This window comes from Devosia sp. 1566 (assembly GCF_004005995.1).
GTDB lineage: Bacteria > Pseudomonadota > Alphaproteobacteria > Rhizobiales > Devosiaceae > Devosia.
Map to the genome: position 1 here is coordinate 34776 of NZ_CP034767.1, position 18355 is coordinate 53130.

The 18355-nt window shown below is 61.7% G+C and carries 13 protein-coding genes; 6 read left to right on the forward strand and 7 right to left on the reverse strand.

Annotated features, from left to right (window positions below; genetic code table 11):
* Positions 1-145 precede the first annotated feature (145 nt).
* From ELX51_RS00145 to malQ, 4 genes are all read right to left on the reverse strand, one after another.
* The gene (locus tag ELX51_RS00145; RefSeq protein ID WP_127751607.1) at positions 146-685 is read right to left on the reverse strand and encodes a hypothetical protein; all 540 of its coding nucleotides are present in this window, start codon (positions 683-685) and stop codon (positions 146-148) included.
* A complete protein-coding gene (locus ELX51_RS00150; RefSeq protein WP_127751608.1) occupies positions 675-1832 on the reverse strand; it encodes a zinc-dependent alcohol dehydrogenase in 1158 nt (385 codons plus the stop codon). The genes ELX51_RS00145 and ELX51_RS00150 overlap by 11 nt, the downstream gene beginning before the upstream one ends.
* 123 nt (positions 1833-1955) lie before the next feature.
* On the reverse strand, positions 1956-4022 hold the full coding sequence (gene treS / locus ELX51_RS00155; RefSeq protein ID WP_127751609.1) for a maltose alpha-D-glucosyltransferase: 2067 nt from the start codon (positions 4020-4022) through the stop codon (positions 1956-1958).
* Between the two features lie 110 nt (positions 4023-4132).
* On the reverse strand, positions 4133-6268 hold the full coding sequence (gene malQ, locus ELX51_RS00160) for a 4-alpha-glucanotransferase (RefSeq protein ID WP_127751610.1): 2136 nt from the start codon (positions 6266-6268) through the stop codon (positions 4133-4135).
* Between the two features lie 240 nt (positions 6269-6508).
* Here malQ and ELX51_RS00165 point away from each other — a divergent pair, with 240 nt between their 5' ends.
* Genes ELX51_RS00165 through glgB form a run of 3 tightly spaced genes read left to right on the forward strand, consistent with a single transcriptional unit; the run spans position 6509 to position 12367 of the window.
* Positions 6509-8575, forward strand: coding sequence for an alpha-1,4-glucan--maltose-1-phosphate maltosyltransferase (locus ELX51_RS00165; RefSeq protein WP_127751611.1), 2067 nt, complete (start codon positions 6509-6511; stop codon positions 8573-8575).
* Entirely contained in the window at positions 8572-10131 is a 1560-nt protein-coding gene (locus ELX51_RS00170) for a putative maltokinase (protein WP_127751612.1), read from the forward strand. Before ELX51_RS00165 ends, ELX51_RS00170 begins: the two co-directional genes overlap by 4 nt.
* A gap of 16 nt (positions 10132-10147) precedes the next feature.
* Entirely contained in the window at positions 10148-12367 is a 2220-nt protein-coding gene (glgB, locus tag ELX51_RS00175; RefSeq protein WP_127751613.1) for a 1,4-alpha-glucan branching protein GlgB, read from the forward strand.
* Positions 12368-12380: 13 nt separating this feature from the next.
* On the opposite strand, the gene ELX51_RS00180 is transcribed toward glgB, so the two are convergent.
* From ELX51_RS00180 to ELX51_RS00190, 3 genes are all read right to left on the reverse strand, one after another.
* Positions 12381-13148, reverse strand: a complete 768-nt coding sequence (locus ELX51_RS00180) for an amino acid ABC transporter ATP-binding protein (RefSeq protein WP_127751614.1) — start codon at positions 13146-13148, stop codon at positions 12381-12383.
* Positions 13145-13825, reverse strand: coding sequence for an amino acid ABC transporter permease (locus ELX51_RS00185; protein WP_127751615.1), 681 nt, complete (start codon positions 13823-13825; stop codon positions 13145-13147). The genes ELX51_RS00180 and ELX51_RS00185 overlap by 4 nt, the downstream gene beginning before the upstream one ends.
* 71 nt (positions 13826-13896) lie before the next feature.
* Positions 13897-14628: an amino acid ABC transporter substrate-binding protein gene (locus ELX51_RS00190; RefSeq protein WP_248305378.1), complete on the reverse strand. Its 732-nt coding sequence runs from the start codon at positions 14626-14628 to the stop codon at positions 13897-13899.
* Between the two features lie 330 nt (positions 14629-14958).
* Between ELX51_RS00190 and ELX51_RS00195 the strand changes: the two genes are divergently transcribed.
* The 3 genes from ELX51_RS00195 to ELX51_RS00205 all read left to right on the forward strand — a co-directional run bounded on the left by ELX51_RS00195 (position 14959) and on the right by ELX51_RS00205 (position 18349).
* Positions 14959-16008 (forward strand): mannonate dehydratase, encoded by a 1050-nt coding sequence (locus ELX51_RS00195; RefSeq protein WP_206524675.1) that lies wholly within the window; start codon positions 14959-14961, stop codon positions 16006-16008.
* A gap of 65 nt (positions 16009-16073) precedes the next feature.
* Positions 16074-17195, forward strand: a complete 1122-nt coding sequence (locus ELX51_RS00200) for a lactonase family protein (protein ID WP_127751618.1) — start codon at positions 16074-16076, stop codon at positions 17193-17195.
* Positions 17192-18349: a mandelate racemase/muconate lactonizing enzyme family protein gene (locus ELX51_RS00205; RefSeq protein WP_127751619.1), complete on the forward strand. Its 1158-nt coding sequence runs from the start codon at positions 17192-17194 to the stop codon at positions 18347-18349. The genes ELX51_RS00200 and ELX51_RS00205 overlap by 4 nt, the downstream gene beginning before the upstream one ends.
* Positions 18350-18355: the final 6 nt, after the last annotated feature.

Sequence of the window (18355 nt, forward strand, 5' to 3'; positions counted from 1 at the left end):
AGACCTTCATATGTGCGCAGTTTGAGCGATAAGCGCATCCTGTCGCAAGTGGCACAGCACCCGCAAAGCAGAGAGCTGACTGGAGAGAGCTGAATTTGGGGTGACTGTGGCGCATCTGCGCCGCAATCACCTTGCTCTCGGGGGATTAACGAGGGGTGGGCGGGGCAGGATGCCGGCGACCATCACCCTGGCGGGAGCGCACCAAGGCATAAGCCAAGGTCAACACCGCACCGGTAACCGCGACTTTGCGGATCAAGCCGGGCATGTTGTGGGCGACTTCAGATTTGATACCCATTTCGGCCGGGATATTGGGCACTCGGCCGGCCAGCAGGTCGGCCGCTACGCCTTCAACCACGTTGATGCGGTCCGCTGCCAACAGGATCAGCCAATGGCTCCATTTACCTTCGCTGCTCTTGAACGCCTGCCGACGGAGCGCCCCACTGACGCCGCTGGGCGGAGTAGAGGTGCCAAATACGGCGGTACGCCGATTATGCTCGGTTGAACGGAGCACCTCGACAGTTTCTGGCTGCAAGGCTGGTCGTGGCCAATCCAGCCCACCCTTGCTGTCCTTGGAAATGTCGCGCATCGGGTAGGTTGGATTGTTGGCCGGGTCGGCATCCACACCCCAGCCGACCACCTGGGTCGGATCAATCCGCTGCTGGGCCGCCAGGGCTTCAGGCGACATTGATTGAGGAAGGGACGAGGACGGGCTTGATGCAACCATCGAGCTTGGCAGAGAAGATGTGGTAGGCATCGGAGACCTCCTCGAGCGGCACTTTGTGGGTAATAAGGGCTTTGGGGTTGATGCGGCCGGCCTGCACATGCTCGATCAGCCGCGGCAGGAGGCGCTTCACCGAAGCCTGGTTGGCGCGGATGGTGATGCCTTTGTTAACCACATTGCCGATCGGCACCAAATTCCCGGTTGGGCCGTAAACCCCGACAATCGAAACAATCCCGCCCTTTTTGACCGAGTTGATCGCCCAGTGCAGCGCGGTCGCGGCACCCGCTTCGAGCTTGAGCTTGGTGCCAAGCAGGGTGTGCAATGCACTTCCTGCTGCGTCTCCGCCCACCGCATCGATGCAGACGTCAGCGCCCAGCGAGTCTGTGATCTTCTTGAGGAAATAAACCGGATCTTCGATAGAGCGGAAATTGTAGACCTCGGCCGGGCCGTACTGGCGCGCGAAATCGAGCCGGTATTCGAGGTGGTCAATGACGATCACCCGTCCGGCCCCAAACAGCCACGCGCACCGGGCGGCCATGATGCCAACCGGGCCGGCCCCGAACACCACCACCGTGTCACCGCGCTGGATGCCGCCCATTTCGGCGGCTTGATAGCCGGTGGGCACCACATCGGTCAGCAGCACCGCATCATCGAGATCCATGCCGGCCGGGATCTTGGTTGGCCCCACATCGGCATAGGGAACGCGCACATATTCGGCCTGCCCGCCATCATAGCCACCAGCGGTGTGGGAATAGCCGAAGATGCCGCCCACGGCAGTCGCCTGGCTGTTGGACTCGTGGCAATTGCCAAACAGACCCTGTTGGCAGAAGTGGCATTTGCCGCAGGCAATATTGAAGGGCACGATCACATGGTCACCCACGGCGAGGTTGCGAACCTCCGAGCCGACCTCGACAACAATGCCGGTAAACTCATGCCCGAAGGTCATGCCGATCCGGGTGTCGGGCACCATGCCGTGGTAAAGATGCAGGTCCGAGCCGCAGATGCATGAGCGCGTCACCCGCACGATCGCATCTTCCGGATGGAGGATCTCGGGCATCGGCTTTTGCTCGGCCCGCACCCGATAGGGCCCTCGATAATCCATCGCCAGCATGCGCATCTCCTTGCAATAGCTTGGGTTGAATGCTGAGGATGCCTGCGGCGTTCCCCTTTCCCAGGGACCCGCTAACCTAGGTGCCGGTTCCCCTTGGTCGGCACCTTTCACTCAATCGTGTGCCTAGATCGAGGGGACAGCTCCCACGATGCGGAGGGACTGGCCTTCATAGCCATCGAGACCGATGAAGAGTTCGCCCGATTCCGGCAAATCCCCAAAGATCGTGCCATGTAACATGTCGATCACGGGTCCGGTCTGGGCATGCTCCAGGGTGATGGTTTCCTCGACCCGATCTGGCCCAAAATTGAGCGCAGTCACCTGCAGCCCGCGTTGATCGGGCAGTTCATGCACCATCACGAGCAGGCTGTTGTTCTGCACGTCTGGAATGGCGATCTGCTTGGCCGCGAAGAGACCATGCGCCTGGCGCACAGCCAGCAGGTGCTTGAGCTCGTTGGCGAAGGACTTTGGATCGTCTAGCTGCTGATTAAGTGGACCATAGAGCATACGCGCTCTGGGCAGGCCCGCGCTGGAGTGCTCGGCGCCCGGATTGACGTCGATCAGATCATAGGCGCCGCGCTCGATCCAACGGGTGTCGCCTTCGCTGGTGAGCTCACTGACCGATTCCACCGGAAGCGGCAGGGCGCCGACTAAATCCCATCCCGACAGGGCGAAAACGCCCGGCTGGTAGGCGTTGTACATGACCAGCAGCAGGTGGATGCGCTTGATCAGCTCCTTTTGCTCGGGCGTTATCGCATCGAGATCGCGGATACCGAGCGCAGCGGTGATCACGCTAATGGTGGTGCAGGCGACGCCATTGGCCACAAAGCGCAGATTATAGGGTGCGGCTTCGCCCGTAAGCTTGAGGTAAAGGGTGTCACGCAGATGCTCGCGCAGCAAGGACCCTGGCCAGGTCTGGCCTTCGAACACATAAGTGTCGTTGGCATGCTTGGTCCAGAAATGCACCAGTTCGAGCGTCAGCTCGTCATGGTTCTGCAGCGCGTGGATCAGCGAAGCTGGATCAATGCCAAATTCATGGACCGTGCGCAGCATTAGCCGCAGAAATTCCGTGCTGCCGGTCAGGACTGCGTGGTGGTAGGCGGGGCGGGTGATGAAGTCGTAGCTGAGATCAGCGCCTCCCTTTGACATTTCGGCGATGTCATCGACGGTCAGGTTGAGCTCCTGAAAGGAAAAGCCACCTGCTTTGCGCACCATGCCGGCAATGAGTTGGTTGCCAACAAGGGAAAGCGGATGGCCCTCGGACCAAGCCGTCTCGTTCTGCTGAACCTCCACACCAAGGAAGCCGTTCGCATCCAGCCGCAAGCCGCGCGCACCCAGAATATCGAGTGAATGCAGTGCGTCCCCGACAATCATTTGTGGGGCGGCAAAGGTTGGATCGAGCCAGTTGAGCGAAGGCTGGCCTTCCTTGAAATAGTGCAGATAAACCCAGCGCCGCGCTACGCCATCCACGCCCAAGATAACGTCGGTGGCGCTCCAGTCGGTTTCCTTGACGCCCGGCTCAAAGAAGATCACGCGCCTGAGCTGGCCAACGATATAGCCTTTGCTCTTGAGCGCATCGACGCTAGACGGCGACATATTGGCGGCCCGGCGTCCCTCTGGAATATCGGGGAGCAGGTTCCAGTCTTCCTGGGGAATTTCCACCATGTGGTAGAGCCCTGGATAATCCCCGTAGAACATCTCGGCGAGGCGGAAGTCAGCGCCCTTGCCGGTGTGGGCGGGGATAATGTCGTCGATAACGATGGAATTGTAGGCGGCTGCCACCCGGCTCATGGCTACGAATTCGTCGAGCGTACCAAATTGCGGATCGATCTCGAAGCTGATGCGGTCGAAATTGCCGTCGACGGTTGGCGTCTTGACGCCGTCCCGAATGCCGCCGGCTTCCTTCATCGGGCCGGTATGTACGCCTTGCACGCCGATGGCTGCGAGCGACCGCCACAGCTCGGGATCGCCGAGCGTCGCCAATACGCTCTCGCCTTCGCGGGTGACGATCGCGGCGGGATAGGCGGTGAACCAGACCGAGGCCAACGCCGAAGCCGCGCGTGGCCGCGCTTCTGCATACGGATTGCGCCAGAACCGCCCTTGACCAGCATAGCGGCTGGCAAGCTTGCGGGCATTGTTGAGCATGGACTGTTCTAAGAGCCAGTCGATGTATTGCGGATCCGGTTTGTCCATATCTGGCCTGTTCGCTGGTCGGGCAATGATCTAGTGCGGGTTATGCTGTATGTCGGCTGAGCCTGAACGCTTCGATTAAGCCGTCGTTGCCTTGATCTGGCAGAAAGCCACTAGCCTGCCCTTCTCAGCGGCTCGACAAGGCTCCAGGCATCGGGGTCCTCGGCAAGTTCCTCAATGGTCATCGCGTACTTTCGGCGCCAGTTGGGGTGCTCGGTGGAGGTGCCGGGCACATTGACCGGGGCGATGTCACCAGTCATGTCATCAAGTTGCGTGACCAGCAGCGTGGACCGGGTCATGCCAAGAAAGCGGTGCGCCTCCCGGGCAAAGAGCTCAGGTGAGACATCAGCTATCCTCGGCGCAGGGCTGAACAATCCAGCCTGCGTGAATGCCTCGAGTATGTTTAACCGCTCCCGGTCGCGCCTTTCTTGCTGGCTGCGGGTTTCCTCCTCGGTTCCATAAAGCCCCAAGCTGTCCTTCAAAGTGATGTCGTCGCCTTCCCACCACGCCTCAAGCGTCGGCAGATCGTGACTGCCGGTCACCGTCAGCGCCAGTTCGGGGTATTGGTCCGGCGGCACAAACGTGCCGGTTTGGAAATCCTGCTCAAAAAACAGCACGCGGTACGACAAGATGTTGGCAGCGGCGAGCTGTTCGCGGAAGCCGGGCGGCACGGTGCCGAGATCTTCCCCGACAACCAAGCATTGCTGCCGCTGGGATTCCAGCGCCAAAACCCCAATCAGATCATCGAGGGGAAAGCTCACATAAGCGCCTTCCGCTGAACTCTTGCCCTCGGGGATGCAGTAAAGACGGGCCAGCCCCATCACATGGTCGATCCGCAGGCCGCCGGCATGGGCCATGTTGGAGCGGATCAACTCGGCAAAGCTTTTGTAGCCTTCGCGTTTGAGCGCAATTGGATCAAATGGCGGAAGGCCCCAATTCTGCCCAGCGGGATTGAAGATATCGGGCGGAGCACCCACCAGGGTGCTCTGCAGGAAGGCGGGCGGATTTGCCCAGGTTTCCGCACCGGAGCGATCACATCCCACCGCTAGGTCGCGATAAAGGCCGATAGCCATGCCCTGCCGGCGGGCTTCCTCGGCTGCCCTCGCTAGCTGTTCATCGGCGAGGAACTGGAGATAGATCTGGAAGTCCAATTCAGCCTCGTGCTCGCGTGCGAACTGCATTTGTGCTGGCGAGCCGGCGATCTGCATGTCAGTCGGCCAGTCCTGCCAGCTGGCTTGCGACGGATTCTCGCTGGCAAAATGTTGTCGCATGACCTGAAACAAGGCTACGCGTTCAAGGCTTTCGCCCTTTTCTGCGCGGAAGGCGGCCATCGCGTTTTTGCGCTCGGCACTGTCTGCTTTCGTGAAGCTCTCAAAGACGAGCTGCAGTGCCTCGAGCTTAAGCGCGGTTACTGCAGTGTAATCGACCAGCTTTGTGGCGCGGCAGTCGCCCAGGCGCCGCTGGAAATCGGCCGATTCCACCAAGGTTTGCGCCGCTTCGGACTGGCCGAACTCAGGCACCGCCAGCACGTCGATATAAAGGGGGTTCAGATAAAGCCGCGTTGCGGGTGAATAAGGGCTTGCAGCTTCAGGATCGTCCAAGAACATCTGGTGCAGGGGGTTGAGCCCGATCACGGCACAACCGCGAGGTCCAGCGACCTTGATCAGCTCTTGCAAGTCTGAAAAATCGCCGATGCCCCAGTTTGCGGCTGAACGCAGCAGATAAAGCTGCACAGCAATACCCCAATAACCCGTCGCCGTTTTTGGGGGCAACCAGCAGCGACCGGGGCTGACGATGAGGTTTGCCTCCGCACTTATTTCTGGAAGTTGCAAGCGGTGGTATCCGAATGGCAGGTCGGGAATGCGCAAGCTGACCTTGCCCTGGGGCGAAGCAGCGAAGGAATCCGCAACGCCGCTGATCTCCTTCCCGTCCTCCAGCACGACTTGCCAAGCGAGCTGGTCAGTGCCGGCCGGCAGCTTGACCTCGAGCGCGCACCCGCCGTCTCGCGGCGTCACGACAATGCTGGCCGGGAGGGAGCGTGCGGCGGCTTCCTGATCGAATTGCTCCAGTGCGGTCTTGGCTTCAGCCTCATCGGCGACTGAAACGCCCATGCTCGCGAGCAGGAGCTGAATTGTTGCCGCGGATACCGATATGTGGCGCCCTAGCGCGTCCTCGAACTGCACCCCGATGCCGTAACGCTGTGCGAGTTGTTCCAGCGCAGACCGCGCTTCGTGATGGTCGTTGGACATCGGTTCTCCTCATCGACGTACAGGACGTCGGGCAGCAACAAACTACCTAGCGTCCTCTACGGCTACGGCAATCTGCCAGCGGCGCGTTTGTTCCTCACCGACCACCTGCAGTGGTTAGGTCCGGGTCCACCCGCGGTCAGCGGGTTTTGCCGTAGGCGTCACTAAACTTCTGACAAGAAAGCGAAACTAAACCACAGATTGAAGCATTTGGTCCGCAATCATGCCGGAAGTGGGGACATCATGCTGCTCGACAATAAAAAGGCTAAGCCCAGCAAGGCTCGAGTGGCAACCGCTCAGCCGGTGAGCGCTCCCCGACAGGTGGATGCCGGCGATCAGGAATTGTTCCGGCTGGCTGCCAACCGGGTAGCCATCGAAGGGATCGTGCCCGAGATTGATGGCGGCCGTTTCCCCGCCAAGAGCGTGGTGGGCGAAGAGGTGGTGATCGAGGCTGATATTTTCAGCGATGGTCATGACACGATCGACGCGGCCCTGCTGTATCGCCCGGCGGGAACCGAAGCCTGGTTTGAACAGCCCATGGAGTTCGTCGAGAACGACCGCTGGCGCACGACGATCGCCTTTCCCGAGAACCGGTTGTACGAGTTCACCCTTGCCGGCTGGCGGGACCTTTATGGCAGCTGGCGCAAGGAGATCGCCAAAAAGCACGCTGCGGGCATTGATGTCAGCCTGGAACTCGAGGAGGGGCGTCGCCTGCTCGATGTCGCACAGCGCTCAGACCGGGCCAGCGATGCTGACAGGCGGGAACTGTCCGGCGTGTTGGCGGCATACACAGCGCTGCAGAACAATCCCGAGCGCCTGGCGCTATTGAGTTCCGATGCTGTGGCCGACGTGATGCAGCGCGCCGCTGCGCGAACCAATTTCAGCCAGTATGAGCGCGTGCTCGAGATCTTCGTTGATCGCAAGGTCGCTGCGTTCGGCGCCTGGTATGAGCTCTTTCCGCGCTCGCAGTCGGGCAGTCCGGACCGGCACGGTACCTTTGACGATGTGATCGCGCGGCTACCCTATATCCGCGATCTGGGCTTTGACGTGCTGTACTTCCCGCCCATCCACCCGATCGGGCAAACCAACAAGAAGGGCAAGAACAATAGCCTGAGTGCGACCGTCGAGGACCCCGGCAGCCCCTATGCCATTGGATCGGCGGATGGCGGTCATGAGGCAATCGAGCCCAAGCTTGGCACGTTCGAGGATTTCGACCGGCTGGTTGCAGCTGCCGCCGAGTATGATCTTGAGATCGCGCTCGATTTCGCCATCCAGTGTTCCCCCGACCACCCCTGGATCAAGGCGCATCCCGAATGGTTCGACTGGCGTCCGGACGGCTCGATCAAATATGCCGAGAACCCGCCCAAGAAGTACGAGGACATCGTCAACGTCCACTTCTATCGCGATGCGATTCCAAGCCTCTGGCATGAGCTGCGCGACATCGTGCTGCTTTGGGTGGATCATGGCGTCCGCATCTTTCGCGTCGACAATCCCCACACCAAGCCCTTCCCGTTCTGGGAATGGCTTATCGCCGAGGTCCGCGCCAAGGATCCAGGCGTCATCTTCCTTTCGGAAGCTTTCACCCGCCCCAAGGTGATGAAGCGGCTGGCCAAGGTCGGCTTCAGCCAGAGCTATTCCTATTTCACTTGGCGCAATGTGAAGTGGGAGCTCGAGCAATATCTGACCGAGCTGACCCAGGAGGAATCCCGCCATTATATGCGGCCCAATTTCTTCACCACCACCCACGACATCAATCCGCGCTATCTGCAGGGCAGTGGCCGGCCCGGGTTCCAGACCCGGTTGATCCTGGGGGCAACCCTGGGCGCCAGCTACGGCGTTTATAACGGCTTTGAAATCTGCGAATCCGAGCCGGTTCCGGGCAAGGAGGAATATCTCAACTCCGAGAAATACGAGATCCGGGCCTGGGACTTCGACAAGCCCGACAACATCAAATGGGACATTGCCTTCATCAACCGGCTACGCCGCGAGCACAAGGCGTTGCAGGAGTTTACGAGCCTGGCTTTCTATAACGCCTGGAACGACAACATCCTGTGTTACGGCAAGCGCACCGCCGACCGTTCGGACTTCCTGCTGTTCCATGTGTGCCTTGACCCGCACAACCAGCAGGGCGCCGATTTCGAGTTGCCGCTATGGGAATTCGGCCTTCCCGACGATGCCTCGATCGAGGTCGAGGACATGGTAACGGGGCATCACTTCACCTGGCACGGCAAGTACCAGCACATCCATCTTGATCCATTCTACAAGCCATACGCCATCTGGCGTCTGATTGCGCCGGGGGCACCGCGATGAACGCCCCGACAGCGCCGATGGCTTCGCCCGTTCCCACGCTCTTTTCCCCCGATGGGCAGCTGGTTTCGGCCATTGCCGGGGAGGGCAAGACACAGCTTGAATCCGTGACCCTGCCGGCATTCCTGCCGTTCCAGCGTTGGTTCGGCGCCAAGGACAGCACGATCACTGGCGTCAGCCTTTCCCCGCTGGGGGAACTCGAGCCCGGCGCTCACGCCCTGGTTGCCGCCGATGTTGCCGTGGGGGGAGAAACGCAGCGCTACCTGCTGCCGCTTTCCGCAGTGTGGAGCGATTTGGGCCGGGGCAGTGCCGGCTCGGCAGCACCCCCGGTGCTCGCCAATATCAACAGCGACTCCAGGTCCGGTGTGCTGATCGATGGTGCGCTTGACGGCGGCTTTGCCAAGGCATTGCTGCAAGCCTTGCGTGAGCAGAACATCATGAGCACGGCAGCTGGGGACGTCGTATTTTCCGCCAGCGAAGCTTTGCGGGCCAGCGGCGATGTCGGCGAGCCACGGCCGCTCGGCGCGGAGCAAAGCAATGTTTCGATCGCGTTTGGTAACACCATCATCCTCAAGCTCTACCGCCGGTTGCGCTCGGGTGAGCAGCCCGATGTTGAAGTGGCGCGCTTCCTGACCGCTGTCGGACAGTTTGCCAATACGCCTGAATTCCTGGGCGAAATCCAACATCGTCCGACTTCGGGTGAGGCAACGACGCTCGCCGCCGTGTTTGCCTATGTGCCCAACCAGGGTGACGCCTGGGCGGCGGTAACCAATGCCTTGACCGAGAGCCTGTTGGACGGCGCGGCTGACGACGGCAACTGGATCGGCGCTATCCTGGGGCAGCGCACGGCGGAAATGCACAAGGCCTTCGCCGTGGATACAAACGAGGCCGCTTTCCGTGTCGAGCAGTTGGCCGGATCTGACATTACCGGCTGGGCCGCTGAAGCGGTCGCCGAAGCTCACGATCTTCTCGACCGTCTCGAGCAGAACCTGCCCAGCCTCCCGGGCGTGGCCCGTGCGATAGCCGAGGAGATTCTCAGCAAGCGCGAACTGCTGATCGAGCGCATCGAGGCTGGCTCAGCAATGGCACCCTCGGGTGGGCGCTCGCGCATTCACGGCGATTACCATCTCGGCCAGGTCCTGGTAACCGGGCGCGACGTGATGATCATCGATTTTGAAGGCGAGCCCAAGCGCAGCCTGCCCGAGCGCCGGGCAAAGTCATCCCCCCTGCGTGATGTCGCCGGCATGCTGCGCTCGTTCCATTACGCCGCCTGGACGGCCCTCAGCCGCTACCAAGCCGAAACGGGCAGCCTGCCTGATGGGGTGCGGACACGGGTCGAGGATTGGCGCCGCGGCATCAGCGCTGACTTCGTCGCGGCATACGAAACCAGCGTGGCTGGTGCCTTGAGCTTTCCGCCCGACCCAGCCCTGGCCAAGGCTTTAACTGAAATGTTCCTGCTGCAAAAGGCTATCTACGAGGTTGGCTACGAGTTGGCGAACCGGCCCGCCTGGGTGGAAATTCCCCTCAGTGGCATCAAAGACCTCCTGAGTGAAGGCTGAACCCGTGGACAATCCAATGAACCAAGACACTGCGCGGCCGTCAGCCTATCCTGGCGATGTCGAAGCGATCGTGCGGGGGCGGCATGGTAATCCCTTTGCCACGCTGGGCATGCAGGGAGGCGATGGCGAGCCCCTTGCCGTCAATGTCTTTGCTCCGCAGGCGGGGCAAGTTGAGGTGGTGGACAGCGCCACTGGCGAGAAGGTCGCCGAGCTCGAACGCATCCACCCTGAAGGGTTCTTTTCGGGGTTCGTCACGGACCGCAACGAACGTTTTGCTTATCGGCTCGCCATGTCGGCCGGCGAATTTGCCTGGGAAGCCGAAGACCCCTATCGCTTCCCGCCCATCCTGGGTGAGATGGACGAATACCTGCTGGGCGAAGGGCGCCATTTCCGCCTCTACGAAAGACTGGGGGCCCATCCAACAGTTCTGGAAGGGATAGACGGGGTTGCCTTCGCCGTTTGGGCGCCCAATGCCTCGCGCGTCAGCGTCGTGGGCGAGTTCAACGCCTGGGACGGGCGCCGCCACCCCATGCGCAAGCGCATAGGTGTCGGAATCTGGGAACTGTTTATCCCGGGTCTGGAGAAGGGCACCGTCTACAAATACGAGATCATTGGCGCCCATGGCGAGCGGCTGCCGCTCAAGGCCGACCCGCTGTCCTTCTACCAGGAACATCCACCCGCAACCGCTTCGGTCGTGCACGGCCTGCCCGAACATGACTGGCAGGACAGCGAGTGGATGCGCAACCGCGCGAGGCGGCAGGATTTATCGGCCCCGATGTCGATCTACGAGATGCATCTGGGCTCCTGGCGAACAGGAGGGGACGGCGAGGCGCTCGACTACGACGCCATTGCCGACCAGCTCGCTGACTACCTTACCGATATGGGCTTTACCCATGTTGAGCTGATGCCTGTCACCGAGCATCCATTTGGCGGGTCCTGGGGGTACCAACCAGTGGGCCTGTTTGCCCCCACGAGCCGCTTTGGCACGCCGGAAGGTTTTGCGCGCTTCGTGGACCGTTTGCATGCGGCCGGCATTGGCGTCTTGATGGATTGGGTACCCGCACATTTCCCGTCCGACGCCCATGGGTTGGTGCGGTTCGATGGGACCGCCCTTTACGAGCACGAAGATCCACGGCTGGGTTTCCATCGTGACTGGAACACGCTGATCTATAATTTCGGCCGCAACGAAGTGGCCAATTTCCTCGAGGCCAGCGCGCTCTTTTGGCTGGACCGCTACCATATCGACGGCCTGCGCGTGGATGCCGTGGCCTCCATGCTCTACCTCGATTATTCCCGTGAGGCGGGCGAATGGATCCCCAACAAGTTCGGCGGCAACGAGAATCTCGAAGCCATCGCTTTTCTTAAGGAGACCAATACCCGCGCCTATGAGCTCAATCCGGGCTCGCAGACCATTGCCGAGGAATCCACCGCTTTTCCCAAGGTCAGCCGCCCCATTTATGACGGTGGCCTCGGCTTTGGCTACAAATGGAACATGGGGTGGATGCACGATACGCTCCACTATATGCAGCTCGACCCCATCTATCGCCGGCATCACCAGGGTGAGATGACCTTCGGGCTGCACTACGCCTATACCGAGAACTTCGTGCTGCCGTTGAGCCACGACGAGGTCGTTTACGGCAAGGGGTCACTCCTGGGCAAAATGCCGGGCGACCGCTGGCAGAAATTTGCCAATCTGCGCGCCTATCTTGCCTTTATGTGGACCCACCCGGGCAAGAAGCTCCTGTTCATGGGCGGCGAGTTCGGCCAGGAGCGGGAATGGAACCACGACCAGTCGCTCGACTGGCATCTGCTCGAAAATCCCATGCACAAGGGCGTGCAGTCGCTGGTGCGGGACCTCAATCATACCTATCGCAACCATCCGGCGCTCCACCAGCTCGATGCCGACCCCGAGGGGTTTGAATGGATCGACGCCAGCGATGCCGAGGGCAGCGTCTTTATCTATCTGCGTAAGGGCCGCGATGGCGTGCCCCCGGTGGTTATCGCCTGTAACATGACGCCGGCAGTGCGCTCCGATTATCGGGTGGGGGTGCCGCAAGGTGGAAGCTGGGGCGAGATTTTAAACTCGGATTCAGAAGTCTATGGCGGCTCCAATGTCGGCAATGGCGGCCATATCAATGCTGAAGACGTCAGCTGGCACGGCCGGCCGGCGTCCCTGCGGCTCACCTTGCCACCGCTCGCCGCCATCCTGCTGACGCCGAACGATCCGCCGGCATAAGAGCCGGCGGGAGTCACACCATCTGGATGGGCGCAGCCTGCGCCGTCAGCGTCGAGACAAAGCGCTTGGTCCGTTCAGAGGCGGGACTGCCGAACACCTGTTGCGCCGGGCCTGCCTCGACGACTTCCCCGGCCTCGATGAACACCACATTGGAGGCTATGGTGGCGGCAAGGCGCAGGTCATGGGTGGCCATCAGCATGGTCGTGCCTTCGCGGGCCAGTTGCGCCAGAACTTCCACCACTTCGCCAGCCAGCTGCGGATCGAGCGCCGAAGTGGGCTCGTCGCACAACAAGACCTTGGGCGTCGGCGCCAGGGCACGGGCAATGGCGACGCGTTGCTGCTGCCCGCCCGAAAGGCTCGATGGCCAGGCATCGGCCTTGGCCGCCATCCCCACTTTTTCGAGCAGTTCGAGACCGCGTTGGCGCGCTTGGTCGGGGGGCCATTTCAGCACGGTCAGCAGTCCCTCCATCACATTTCCCAGCGCGGTGAAATGGGGAAACAGCTGGAAGTTCTGGAACACCATGCCAGTCTTGCGCCGAAGAGCCAGGACGGCTTTGCGGTCCACCTTGATCCCAGGCCCAAAATGGATGACGGCATCATCGATGCGGACATCGCCCGCTTGCGGCATTTCCAGCAGATTGACGCAGCGCAACAATGTGCTCTTGCCACTGCCCGACGGGCCGATCAGCGCTGTTACGCTCCCCTCGGGAACGGCCACGCTGACGCCCTTGAGCACCTCAGCATCGCCAAAGCTCTTGTGGATGTTTTCGAGCGTGATCACGCGCCAGCCTCGATGAAACCGCCATAGCGGGAAAAGCGTCGCTCCACTCTGGCCTGCAGGCTCGACAATACCGAGCTGACAACAAGATAGATCAGGGCGACCTCAACATAAAGAATGAGCGGCTCGTAGCTAGTCGCGACGATACGCTGGCCGGCCCGGAATAGTTCGGGCACGGTGATCGCCGCCGCCAGCGAGGTGTCCTTCACCAGCGAGATAAAGGTATTAGACAGTGGGGGAATGGCTACCCGCGTTGCCTGGGGCAGGATGGCGCGGCGCATGGCCTGGGGCCAGGTCATGCCAATCGAATAGGCGGCTTCCCACTGCCCCTTGGGCACTGACAGCAGGACGGCCCGGATGATCTCGGACGTATAGGCGCCGACATTGAGGGTGAAGCCGATCAGGGCGGCGGGAAACGCATCAAGCACGATGCCGATGCTGGGCAAGCCGTAAAAAATCAGGAACAGCTGCACCAGCAACGGCGTGCCGCGGATAATCCACACATAGAATTTGACCAGTGCGACCAGCGGGCGCGGCCCGAACAGCCGGGCGATGGCGGCAAGAAAACCCAGGCTCAGGCCCAAGACAAACGACAGCAGCGTCAGCGGGATGGTGAACAGCAGGCATGCCCAAAGCAGCGAGGGCAGGGAGTCCAGCATCAAGGAAAGCCAGGGCGGCATCGCGGGGTTTCCGTCAACAAAAAAGGACCGGCCGAACCGGGCCGATCCTTTCACACAATATCGGAGAAAGTTTACTGGGAAACGTCTTCGCCGAAATACTTCTGGGAAATTTCGGCATAGGTGCCGTCGGCCTTGATCTCCTCCAGGGCCGCATTGATGGCGGCCAGAAGTTCGGGCCGGTTCTTGGCCAGCAGCACGCCAGAGAAATCGGCATCTTCGGCTTCCGCGACGATCTTCACTTCGGCATCGGGCTGCTGCTTTTTAAAGTCGTAAAAGGAAAGGCTGTCATTGATGGTGGCATCGGCACGGCCCTGGGTGACGAGCGCGATCGACTGGTCGAACCCTTCGGTGGGCACCAGTTCAGCGCCATATTGCTGCGCCAGCTTGCCGAAATTGCTGGTCAGCGTCTGGGCCGAGCGCTTGCCGGAGAGATCCTCGAAGCTCGTGATGTCGGTATTGTCCTCGCGTACCACCAGCACGGCCTTGGAGGCGATATAGGGCTCGGAGAAGTCGTATTTGGCCTGCCGCTCAGCATTGATGCCGACCTGGTTGATGACAACGTCATAGCGATTGGCGTCGATGCCGGCGATGAGGCCGTCCCAGGGCCCTTCCACAAATTGTGGCTCGACCCCAATATGCTCGGCGATGGCCCGGCCGATCTCGACATCAAAGCCCACCAGTTCCCCGCTCGCGTCATGGAAGGTGAAGGGAGCATAGGTGCCTTCGGTGCCGATGCGCAGCGCACCCGCCTGCTTGACCGCATCGAGGTCCGTCTGCGCCCATACCGGCGTGGCCACCGCCATCAAACCGACAGCAACAAGCACTTTAGCGAGCTTCATCTTCTTCTCCTGGCTGGCCGGTTCCTGTTGAGGCCCGGATTTGGTGAGGCAAACTGCGCCCAAGCCCGCCCGGTTTCAACTAGCTGAATGGATGTTTTCTCCCAGGCGCCCCGCAGAGTGCTCCCATGCTCCGCTTGGCGGGGCGCTGACATCTTTGTTGTGCCAAGTGCCACGGTCGCAAAACTTTCTTCGGTTGTTAGTTGGCAGCGGCGGGCGGCTGGCCTAGTCTCATTTGCATCACGGCCGCTTCAGCCCGCCAAGAGGCACGAGCTGGCCAGTGCAGGGGGGGACGTCGTGGCGATCAGAATCGCTGTCGGGCAATTCCACGAGCTCAGCCAGGAGCGCCTGCGCTTTGCCGCGCAGATCGGGGCCACCGGGATCCAGATGAACAACCCCACCCTTCCCGGCGACACGCGCTGGGAAGAAGCGGATGTGCGCGCGCTGGTGAAAGAGGTTGAGGCGGCGGGGCTGGTCTTCGAGGCCATCGAGAATGTGCCCACCCATTTCTACCACAAGGCCATGCTCGGGCTTGAGGGCCGGGACGAGCAGATCGAGAATTACCAGCAGACGATCCGCGCGGTCGCACGAGCCGGGGTGCCGGTGCTGGGCTATCATTTCATGCCAAATTCGGTCTGGACCACCAACCGGACCGCCCAAACGCGGGGCGGGGCGCTGGCGCGCCAGTTCGACATGAGCGTTGTCGAGGCCCATGCCGACGATCTCGACACCCTGCGTGGCTTTATGCCCACAACGCTCGGCCGGGCCAGTTCCATGCCGCTCTTTGGCAAGGACGGGCCGGTGATCACCGAAGAAGCGATGTGGAGCAATTACCGCTATTTCATCGAAGCGGTGCTGCCCGTGGCCGAAGAAGAAGGGCTGCGGCTGGCGCTCCATCCCGACGATCCACCCGTGCCGATGCTGGGCGGGGTGGCGCGCCTCTTCTACCAGCCCGAAAACTTCCGCCGCGCCTATGAGCTTGCCGGCCAGTCACCGGCTTGGGCGCTCGACCTGTGCCTCGGCTGTTGCTCGGAAATGCCGGGCGGCAAGGCGGCGGTGCGCGAGATGATCGATTTCTTCGCCCCGCGCGGCACCATCGCCTATATCCATTTCCGCGACGTGCAGGGGGCCGTTCCCAATTTCACCGAATGCTTCATCGGCGATGGCAATTACGATCCGGCTGAAGTGATTGCGCTCTTGGCCAAACATCGCTTCGATGGCTTCCTGCTCGACGATCATGTTCCCAAACTGGATGGCGACAGCGACTGGAACCATCGCGGCCGCGCCCATGCCATTGGCTATATGCAAGGTTTGCTGCGCATGGCCGACTATTGCGACCTGCTATGAAACCCTTGCCGGCCGGCGTTCCTCCGGCCAGCCCCTGCGCTGCAAAAGTTTGAGGACCTGGTTTAATGCCTTCTGCCCTGGTGTTCGTTGGTGGTGTCAATCGCGGGATCGGCTATGTCGCCCACCCCGCCGGGGAGGGGATCGCGGCCTTCCGGCTGGACCTTGCCAGCGGGGCGGCAGAGCCGCTGGCCGTTACCAAGGGCATCGACAACCCGACCTTTGTGGCCGTGGCGCCCGATGGGCAAAGCCTGGTTGCCGTCAGCGAAGTGGATGGCTGGCATGAAGGCTTGCTCACCGCCTATGGACTGGATCGGGCGACCGGCGCCCTGCGCTATCGCAACAAGCAGCCCACCCGGGGCGATTACACCTGCTTTGCCGGCTTTGATCGCTCGGGCCGCTGGGCCGGCATTGCCAATTATGGCGGCGTGCCGATCACCGAAGAGCCCAACCGCTCCTTTGCCATTTTCCCTGTGCGCGTCGATGGCAGCCTCGGCGCCCCTTGTGCCGAAATCACCCATACCGGGCAGGCCAAGGATCCCGACCGGCAGGGGCGGCCCCATGCTCATTGCCTGCGCTGGAGCCCGGACAACCGCTTTATCCTCGTGGCCGATCTCGGGATTGATCGGCTGATGATCTATCGCTTCGACGCGCAAAGCGGCGCCGTTTTGGCGCATGGCGCCGCCGAGTTGGCGTCGGGTGCCGGGCCGCGGCACCTGCAATTCCATCCCAGCCTGCCGCTGGTGTATTGCGTCAACGAACTCGACAGCACCCTTGCCACCTTGCGCTTCGACCCCGAGGCGGGGCAGCTCGAACTGCTGGGGGCCGTATCCACCCTGCCAGCGGGCGGGCACCCCGGCAATTCCTGCTCCGCCATCGCCGTGCACCCCAGTGGGCAACACATCTTTGTCGGCAATCGCGGCCATGACAGTGTCGCTCGCTTTGTTCTCGATATCCAAACCGGACTGCCGACGCTGCTGGGCACCACGCCGGCAGGCGGACACATTCCGCGCGACCTGGCGCTCGACCCGTCCGGTACGCTCCTGGCCGTTGCCAATCAGGAAAGCGACCGGGTGTCCCTGTTCCGCTACGAGCCGCAGAGCGGCGGGCTCGAGCCGCTCGACGTCCCCATCGATGTGGGCTCGCCGACCGTGGTTGCCTTTCATCCCGAGCTTGGGGGCGCGGCATGAAGATCACCGCGATCAAGCCCTTTCCCGTCTGGGTCGGACACCGCAACCAGCTGATCCTCAAGATCGAAACCGACGAGGGGATCTATGGCTGGGGCGAAAGCGGGCTGTCGGGCCGCGAAAAGGCGGTGATCGGCGCGATCGAGCATTTCCGCGAGTTCCTGCTCGGGCGCGATCCCATGCGCATCGGCGCCATCTGGCAGGAGCTTTATCGCAGCCAGTATTTCGAAGGCGGGCGCGTGTTGCTCGCCGCCCAATCGGCGATCGATATTGCGCTCCATGACATCAAGGCCAAAGCTCTGGGCGTGCCAGTTTATGAGCTGCTGGGCGGCAAGCAGCGCGACGTGATCCCGACCTTTCCATCCGTGGCCAATGTCGAAGGGCCCGAAGGGATCGAAGCCGCGCAGGCGCTGGTTGAGCGAGGCTGGAACGTGGTGCGGTTCTTCCCCGCCGCCTGGAGCAATGCCGACAACATCTTCGAGCCGCGCGTGTCGATCGGCCGAACGGCGCAGGCGCTGGTTGCCGCGCGCGAAGCACTGGGCGAGGAGGTGGTGATCGGGGTGGATTACCACCATCGGCTGAGCGTGGCGGAAGCGGCGAGCTTCTGCCAGCGCATGCCGGCCGGCACGCTCGACTTCCTTGAGGAACCCATTCGCGACGAGACGCCCGAGGCTTATGAGGCGCTGCGTCGGCTGACCGATGTACCCTTTGCCATCGGCGAGGAATTTGCCAGCAAGTGGCAGTTCCTGCCCTTTATCGAGCGCGACATCCACCAGTTCAACCGGCTTGATCTCTGTAATGTTGGCGGCTTCACCGAAGCCATGAAAGTGGCCGGCTGGAGCGAGGCCCATTATGTCGACATGATGCCCCATAACCCCTTGGGGCCGATCTGCACCGCCGCCACCATCCATTTCTCCGCCGCCGTCCCCAATTTCTCCTGGCTCGAAACCCGAGTGGCGGTGGGCGATCTTTATAGCGGGGAAGCGGGCAATGAGATCTTCACCCAGCAGCCGCGCCTCGAAGGCGTGGTGTACCGGGTGCCGGACGGACCGGGCCTTGGTGTCGAGGTGGATCAAGGAAGGCTCGCGGCGCAAAGCTTCCGTTTTTGGGAAGCGCCCCATCTGCGCCGCCCCGATGGTTCGGTGACCAATTGGTGAGGCTGG

Bases quoted from the DNA above. Each gene is read 5' to 3' on its own strand.
- ELX51_RS00165 (WP_127751611.1), top strand. From the start codon at position 6,509: ATGCTGCTCGACAATAAAAAGGCTAAGCCCAGCAAGGCTCGAGTGGCA.
- ELX51_RS00145 (WP_127751607.1), bottom strand. From the start codon at position 685: ATGTCGCCTGAAGCCCTGGCGGCCCAGCAGCGGATTGATCCGACCCAG.
- ELX51_RS00185 (WP_127751615.1), bottom strand. From the start codon at position 13,825: ATGCCGCCCTGGCTTTCCTTGATGCTGGACTCCCTGCCCTCGCTGCTT.
- ELX51_RS00170 (WP_127751612.1), top strand. From the start codon at position 8,572: ATGAACGCCCCGACAGCGCCGATGGCTTCGCCCGTTCCCACGCTCTTT.
- ELX51_RS00150 (WP_127751608.1), bottom strand. From the start codon at position 1,832: ATGCTGGCGATGGATTATCGAGGGCCCTATCGGGTGCGGGCCGAGCAA.
- treS (WP_127751609.1), bottom strand. From the start codon at position 4,022: ATGGACAAACCGGATCCGCAATACATCGACTGGCTCTTAGAACAGTCC.
- glgB (WP_127751613.1), top strand. From the start codon at position 10,148: ATGAACCAAGACACTGCGCGGCCGTCAGCCTATCCTGGCGATGTCGAA.
- ELX51_RS00190 (WP_248305378.1), bottom strand. From the start codon at position 14,628: ATGGCGGTGGCCACGCCGGTATGGGCGCAGACGGACCTCGATGCGGTC.
- malQ (WP_127751610.1), bottom strand. From the start codon at position 6,268: ATGTCCAACGACCATCACGAAGCGCGGTCTGCGCTGGAACAACTCGCA.
- ELX51_RS00205 (WP_127751619.1), top strand. From the start codon at position 17,192: ATGAAGATCACCGCGATCAAGCCCTTTCCCGTCTGGGTCGGACACCGC.
- ELX51_RS00200 (WP_127751618.1), top strand. From the start codon at position 16,074: ATGCCTTCTGCCCTGGTGTTCGTTGGTGGTGTCAATCGCGGGATCGGC.